Genomic DNA, 5,654 nt, shown 5'->3' on the forward strand with positions numbered 1-5,654 from the left:
CTCGGGGTCATCTTCATCACCCACAACCCGCACCACGCCTACATGGTCGGCGACCACTTCAGCGTCCTGCGCCTGGGAACCATGGAGTTGAGCGCGGCCCGCAGCGAGGTCAGCCTCGAAGAACTCACCAACCACATGGCCGGCGGCGCCGAACTCGCGGCCCTCAAGCACGAGTTGGCCCAGGTGCGCGGCGTCGACGTCGAAGAACTCCCCGAAGTGGAGGATCTCCAGACGTCGGGCACCGCCTCCTCGGAAGGGACGAAGTCATGACGACTTCGCTCGACCGCATCCGGGTCGGCTCGGCGCCGGACTCCTGGGGTGTCTGGTTTCCCGAGGACCCGGTCCAGGTGCCGTGGGAACGGTTCCTGGACGAGGTCTCCGAGGCCGGCTACCGCTGGATCGAACTGGGCCCGTACGGCTATCTGCCGACCGACCCGGCCCGGCTGACGGACGAGATCGTCAAGCGTGACCTGAAGGTGTCGGCCGGTACCGTCTTCACCGGCCTGCACCGGGGTCCGTCCGTGTGGGAGTCGACCTGGGAGCACGTCAGCCAGGTCGCCGCGCTCACCCAGGCGATGGACGCGAAGCACCTGGTCGTCATCCCGTCGTTCTGGCGGGACGACAAGACCGCCGAGATCCTGGAGCCGGCGGAACTCACCGCCGAGCAATGGGGTCACCTCGCCCGGGGCATGGAACGACTCGGGCGAGAGGTGAAGGAGCGGTACGGGCTCGACATCGTCGTCCATCCGCACGCGGACACCCACATCGACACCGAGGCGCACGTCGAGCAGTTCCTCGACGCGACGGACTCCGACGTGGTCAATCTGTGCCTGGACACTGGGCATTACGCCTACTGCGGTGGGGACAGCGTCAAGCTGATCGAGACGTACGGTGAGCGGATCGGGTATCTGCACCTCAAGCAGGTGGATCCGGCGATCCTGGCCGACGTGGTCGAGAACGGGGTGCCGTTCGGGCCGGCCGTGCAGCGGGGGGTCATGTGTGAACCGCCTTCTGGGGTGCCGGAGTTGGGGCCTGTGTTGACTGCTGCGCAGGGGCTTGGGGTGGAACTGTTCGCGATTGTCGAGCAGGACATGTATCCGTGTGAGCCGGACAGGCCGTTGCCCATCGCTGTGCGTACGCGGCAGTTCCTTCGGTCCTGCGGGGCGTAGGTTCGGGGTTGTGCGGTTGGATGGCGGGTGCGGGGCCGGTGGGGGCTTGTCGCGCAGTTCCCCGCGCCCCTAGGTATGCCCCCGCGCCGCCTCTTCAAATGGCACCGATCTCCGTGGAACACGTCGAACGGCCCGCGCTGTCCTGCTGACAGCGCGGGCCGTTCGCTCAATCGGGGCTGCTCAGACTGTGCGTACTTCCTCGATGCGTACCGGGCGGTGCTCCTGGAGGGACAGGGTGCACGCGTCCGCGATCCAGCCCGCTTCCAGGGCCTCGGCGACCGTGCAGGGGGACGTACGCGTGCCTGCGACGACCTCTGTGAACGCTGTCAGTTCGGCGCGGTAGGCCGGGATGAAGCGGTCCATGAAGAAGTCGTGCGGGACGCCCGCCGGGAAGGTGACACCCGGCTCCACGGAGCGCAGCGGGAGCTTGTCCTCCAGGCCCACCGAGATGCTGTCCTTGAAGCCGTGCAGGTCCATGCGGACGTCGTAACCCCGGGCGTTGTGGCGGGAGTTGGAGACCACGGCGATCGTGCCGTCGTCCAGGGTGAGGATCGCGCCGGTGGTGTCGGCGTCGCCCGCCTCCTTGATGTAGTCGGCGCCCCGGTTGCCGCCGACCGCGTACACCTCGGTCACCTCGCGGCCCGTCACCCAGCGCAGGATGTCGAAGTCGTGCACCGAACAGTCCCGGAAGATGCCACCCGAAGCGGCGATGTACGCGGCCGGCGGCGGCGCCGGGTCCAGCGTGGTCGACCGGATGGAGTGGAGGAGGCCCAGCTCGCCGCTCTGTACGGCGTTGCGGGCGGCGGTGAAGCCCGCGTCGAAGCGGCGCTGGTAGCCGATCTGGATCTCGACGCCGCTGTCCTTGACGGCGTTGAGCACCGCGACGCCCTCGGCCATCGAGCGGGCCACCGGCTTCTCGCAGAACACCGGGATGCCCGCCTCGACGGCGGCGAGGATCAGGGACGGATGGGCGTCCGTCGCGGCGGCGACGACGACACCGTCGACACCGGCGGCCAGGAGGGCCTCGGGGGAGTCCGCCACCTGGGCGCCGAAGCGCTCCGCGGCGGCCTTGGCGGCCTCCGCGAACGGGTCGCTGACGACGAGGGAGTCGACGGCGTCGAGACCGGAGAGGGTCTCGGCGTGGAAGGCGCCGATGCGGCCGAGGCCGAGGATTCCGATGCGCATGGGCTGTGCTGCTCCTTGGTGAATGGGGGTGCGGGTGTCTTGCCTGGGGAGGAGAGGAAGAGGGTCAGTCCAGGCCGCCGAGGACGTTCTGGTCCCAGTCGATCACCGAACCGGTGACCACGCCCGACCGGTCGGACAGCAGGAGGACGACGAAGTCGGCGATCTCGTCCGGCTGGCCGAGCTTGCCCATGGGCAGGCGTTCGGCGGCCTGGTCGAGCCAGTCGTCGCCCGCCCCGTGGAAGGCCCGCTGGGTGGCGTCCTCGCCCTCGGTAGCCGTCCAGCCGATGTTCAGGCCGTTGATCCGGACCCGGTCCCAGCGGTGCGCGTGCGCCGCGTTGCGGGTCAGGCCGATCAGGCCGGCCTTCGCGGCGACGTACGGGGCCAGGAAGGGCTGTCCGCCGTGCGCGGAGGACGTGATGATGTTGACGACCGTACCGGGCGCCTTGCGCGCCACCATGTCCGCCACCGCCGCCTGCATGGCGAAGAACGGTGCCTTGAGGTTGATCGCGATGTGCGCGTCGAACAACTCGGGCGTGGTGTCGAGCAGCGTGCCGCGCGAGGTCAGACCGGCCGAGTTGACCAGGCAGTCGATCCGGCCGTGCGCGGCGATCACCTCGGCCACGGACGCCTTCGCCTGCTCGGCGTCCGCGAGGTCGGCCCGTACGAACATGGCCTTGCCGCCCGCCGCCGTCAGCTCCGCGACCAGCGCCTCGCCCGGCTCCGGGCGCCGCCCGGACACCGCGACGACGGCGCCCTCGCGGACGACGGCCCGGGCGATGGCCGCGCCGACGCCCTGACTGCCGCCGTTGACGAGGACGACCTTGTCCTGGAGAAGTCCCATACCGTTCGGTTCCTCAGCTCTCACGTCGTTCGGCGCCGGCCCGCAGTGCCTCGCGGAGCGCCTCGGGAGTCCACTCCTCATGCAGTGCCTGCCGCACGAGGTCCGCCTGCGAAGGCGGGGCCAGTCCGTCGACCGGCGGATCCCGGTCGAGGTTGGTGGGGAAGGGGTAGCCCTCGGCCGAGGCCGCGACGACCGCGTCCAGCCAGGCGGCGTCCACGCCCTCGGCCCTGCGGGCGAGCAGCACCGGGTAGACCGCGTTGACGGTCGCCTCCCGGTCCACGGTCTCCATGGCCCGCCCGAACGCGGAGGACACCTGGAGGAGGTTCGCCATCCGGCGGATGTCCGCGGACCGGTTGGTGCCGGCCGCGTGGAAGAGCGCCGGGTTGAAGAACACCGCGTCGCCCTTCGCCAGCGGCAGCTGCACATGATGGGCGTCGAAGTACTCGACGAACTCCGGGAGCCGCCAGGCCAGATAACCGGGCTCGTACGACTGCGAGTACGGCAGGTACAGCGTCGGCCCGGACTCGACGGGCATGTCGCAGTGGGCGACCGCGCCCTGCAGCGTCAGCACGGGGGAGAGCCGGTGGACGTGCGCCGGGAACGCCGCTGCCGCCTCGTTGGACAGGAAGCCGAGGTGGTAGTCGCGGTGCGGGCTCTGCGCGGCGCCACCCGGGTTGACCACGTTGATCTGCGAGGTGACCTGGTAGCCAGGGCCGAGCCAGGCCGTCGAGACCAGGGCGACCATGTCGTTGGCGTAGTAGTCGGCGAACGCCTCCGGCGCGCGCAGGGCCGTCTTCTCCAGGGCGTTCCACACCCGGTCGTTGGCACCCGGCTTGGCGAAGTGGTCGCCCGCGACGGTCCCGGCCGCCCGCTGCTCGGCGATGAGCGCCTCGAAGGCGGCCGTCGCCCGGTCCACGACCGACGGATCGGCGAAGGCCCGCTGCAGAACCACGATGCCGGGACCGTCGGTGAGCGCCCGGACCAGCTCCGCCAGTACCTCCCGGCGCCCGCCGGGCGTGGTGACGGCGGCCCGCAGCCGCTCACTGTCGTAGACGAGGACGTTCTGCTCGACGGCGGTCGCGTACGGGTAGTCGGCCGCGTCGGTCGTCCGCTCGACCTCGGCGCGGAAGGCGTCGAGATCGCAGTCCTGCTCGGACAGCCACGCGCGGCGTTGTGCGGCGGTGAGGGACATCGTCGTCCTTCTCTCGATCATCGAGATCGTCAACGGCGGCTGACGGTTGTCATCTGGATGCTGTCATTGTTGTCATGACAAACTCGTCAAACAACCGGCAGACGGCCATCAAAAACCCTTCAAGACGAAGCCGAGGAACGTCCCCATGGGCCACCCCTATCCGATCCGGGAGATCGCACGGCAGGCGGGCCTCAGCGAGGCCACCGTCGACCGCGTCCTGAACGGCCGGGGCGGCGTCCGCGAGAGCACTCAGCGGGAGGTACGGCAGGCCATCGCGGACCTGGACCGGCAGCGCACCCAGGTCCGGCTGGTCGGGCGTACGTTCATGATCGACATCGTGATGCAGGCGCCCGAGCGGTTCACCACCGCGGTCCGGGCCGCCCTGGAGGCCGAACTGCCCGCCCTTCACCCGGCCGTCGTACGCTCCCGCTTCCACTTCCGCGAGACCGGCCCGGTCGCGGAACTGACGGCGGCCCTCGACCGCATCGCCCGGCGTGGCTCCCAGGGCGTCATCGTCAAGGCACCGGACGTCCCCGAGATCACGGCCGCCGTCGGCCGCCTGGTGGCCGCAGGAATCCCGGTCGTCACCCTGGTGACCGACCTGCCCTCCAGCGCCCGCCTCGCGTACGTCGGCATCGACAACCGGGCCGCGGGCGCCACCGCCGCCTACCTCATGGGCCAGTGGCTCGGCGAGCGCCCCGGCAACGTCCTCACCAGCCTCAGCAGCGGCTTCTTCCGCAACGAGGAGGAGCGGGAGATGGGTTTCCGGGGCGCGATGCGGGCCCGGCACCCCGAGCGCGCCCTCGTCGAGATCACCGAGGGCCAGGGTCTGGACGCCACCCAGTACGACCTCGTCCGGGACGCCCTCGAGCGCGATCCCGGCATCCGGGCGGTCTACTCGATCGGCGGCGGCAACATCGCGACGCTACGGGCCTTCGAGGACCTGGGCCGCGAGTGCGCGGTCTTCGTCGCCCACGACCTCGACCACGACAACACCCATCTCCTGCGCGAACACCGCCTGTCCGCGGTCCTCCACCACGACCTCCGCCAGGACATGCACGAGGCATGCCGCACAGTAATGCGAGCCCACGGCGCCCTACCTCCGGCCGCCCCAACCCAGCCGTCAGCAATCCAGGTGGTCACGCCGTACAACATGCCACCACGGTGAACTGCGTCTCGCCCCCGCCGCCCCTACCCATTCCCATCCCTGGGGGCTGCGCCCCCAGACCCCCGCTACGGCCCTGAACGGGCCTTGTCCTCAAACGCC

General features: G+C 70.3%; 5 protein-coding genes and 1 pseudogene. 3 read left to right on the forward strand and 3 right to left on the reverse strand.

The window, feature by feature from the left end:
* Positions 1–270 (forward strand): annotated as a pseudogene (locus ACWCRB_RS48650) (sugar ABC transporter ATP-binding protein); the annotation flags it as partial.
* Entirely contained in the window at positions 267–1,169 is a 903-nt protein-coding gene (locus ACWCRB_RS48655) for a sugar phosphate isomerase/epimerase family protein (RefSeq protein ID WP_451002195.1), read from the forward strand. The pseudogene ACWCRB_RS48650 and the gene ACWCRB_RS48655, both read left to right, overlap by 4 nt.
* 180 nt (positions 1,170–1,349) lie before the next feature.
* Here the strand turns inward: ACWCRB_RS48655 and ACWCRB_RS48660 are convergent, their stop codons facing one another.
* The 3 genes from ACWCRB_RS48660 to ACWCRB_RS48670 all read right to left on the reverse strand — a co-directional run bounded on the left by ACWCRB_RS48660 (position 1,350) and on the right by ACWCRB_RS48670 (position 4,387).
* Positions 1,350–2,354, reverse strand: coding sequence for a Gfo/Idh/MocA family protein (locus ACWCRB_RS48660; protein WP_369037897.1), 1,005 nt, complete (start codon positions 2,352–2,354; stop codon positions 1,350–1,352).
* A gap of 64 nt (positions 2,355–2,418) precedes the next feature.
* Entirely contained in the window at positions 2,419–3,195 is a 777-nt protein-coding gene (locus ACWCRB_RS48665) for an SDR family oxidoreductase (protein ID WP_451002196.1), read from the reverse strand.
* A gap of 13 nt (positions 3,196–3,208) precedes the next feature.
* On the reverse strand, positions 3,209–4,387 hold the full coding sequence (locus ACWCRB_RS48670; RefSeq protein WP_451002198.1) for a phytanoyl-CoA dioxygenase family protein: 1,179 nt from the start codon (positions 4,385–4,387) through the stop codon (positions 3,209–3,211).
* Positions 4,388–4,532: 145 nt separating this feature from the next.
* Here ACWCRB_RS48670 and ACWCRB_RS48675 point away from each other — a divergent pair, with 145 nt between their 5' ends.
* Positions 4,533–5,555: a LacI family DNA-binding transcriptional regulator gene (locus tag ACWCRB_RS48675; protein ID WP_451002197.1), complete on the forward strand. Its 1,023-nt coding sequence runs from the start codon at positions 4,533–4,535 to the stop codon at positions 5,553–5,555.
* The last annotated feature ends 99 nt before the right edge of the window (positions 5,556–5,654 follow it).

The organism is Streptomyces sp. NPDC002156, assembly GCF_053593675.1.

Excerpts from the sequence above, each read along its gene's own strand:
- ACWCRB_RS48665 (WP_451002196.1), bottom strand. The coding sequence starts at position 3,195 with ATGGGACTTCTCCAGGACAAGGTCGTCCTCGTCAACGGCGGCAGTCAG.
- ACWCRB_RS48670 (WP_451002198.1), bottom strand. The coding sequence starts at position 4,387 with ATGTCCCTCACCGCCGCACAACGCCGCGCGTGGCTGTCCGAGCAGGAC.
- ACWCRB_RS48675 (WP_451002197.1), top strand. The coding sequence starts at position 4,533 with ATGGGCCACCCCTATCCGATCCGGGAGATCGCACGGCAGGCGGGCCTC.
- ACWCRB_RS48660 (WP_369037897.1), bottom strand. The coding sequence starts at position 2,354 with ATGCGCATCGGAATCCTCGGCCTCGGCCGCATCGGCGCCTTCCACGCC.
- ACWCRB_RS48655 (WP_451002195.1), top strand. The coding sequence starts at position 267 with ATGACGACTTCGCTCGACCGCATCCGGGTCGGCTCGGCGCCGGACTCC.